Source organism: Glycomyces xiaoerkulensis (assembly GCF_002798405.1).
Taxonomy (GTDB): Bacteria; Actinomycetota; Actinomycetes; order Mycobacteriales; family Micromonosporaceae; genus Glycomyces; species Glycomyces xiaoerkulensis.
Map to the genome: position 1 here is coordinate 303,358 of NZ_PGGV01000033.1, position 272 is coordinate 303,629.

1 pseudogene is annotated in these 272 nt (G+C 70.6%); it reads right to left on the reverse strand.

The annotated features are described in order from the left end of the window. Positions 1 to 272, reverse strand: a pseudogene (locus CUT39_RS21285) (hypothetical protein); the annotation flags it as partial.

Genomic DNA, 272 nt, shown 5'->3' on the forward strand with positions numbered 1-272 from the left:
TCTGTGCTCACCCCCGCCGCGGTCGCCCGCGGCGGGCGGCCTAAAAAGGGAATGAAATCGTCGGCTGAATGGAGTTCGCCTGTGATCGCAGGCGGATTCGTCGCTGGTGGGGAGTGGCTCTCGGGTGCGGTTCCGGTGATCGACTCGACCTCGGCCAGGTCGATGAACCGTGCACCGGGCGGTGGGACCAGGTCGGGCGAGTCGGCCTCGGTGCTGGCTGCGGCGGCGTCGCGGAGGTCTGCGGCCAGTCCCGGCCCCCACTCGGCCGGGTA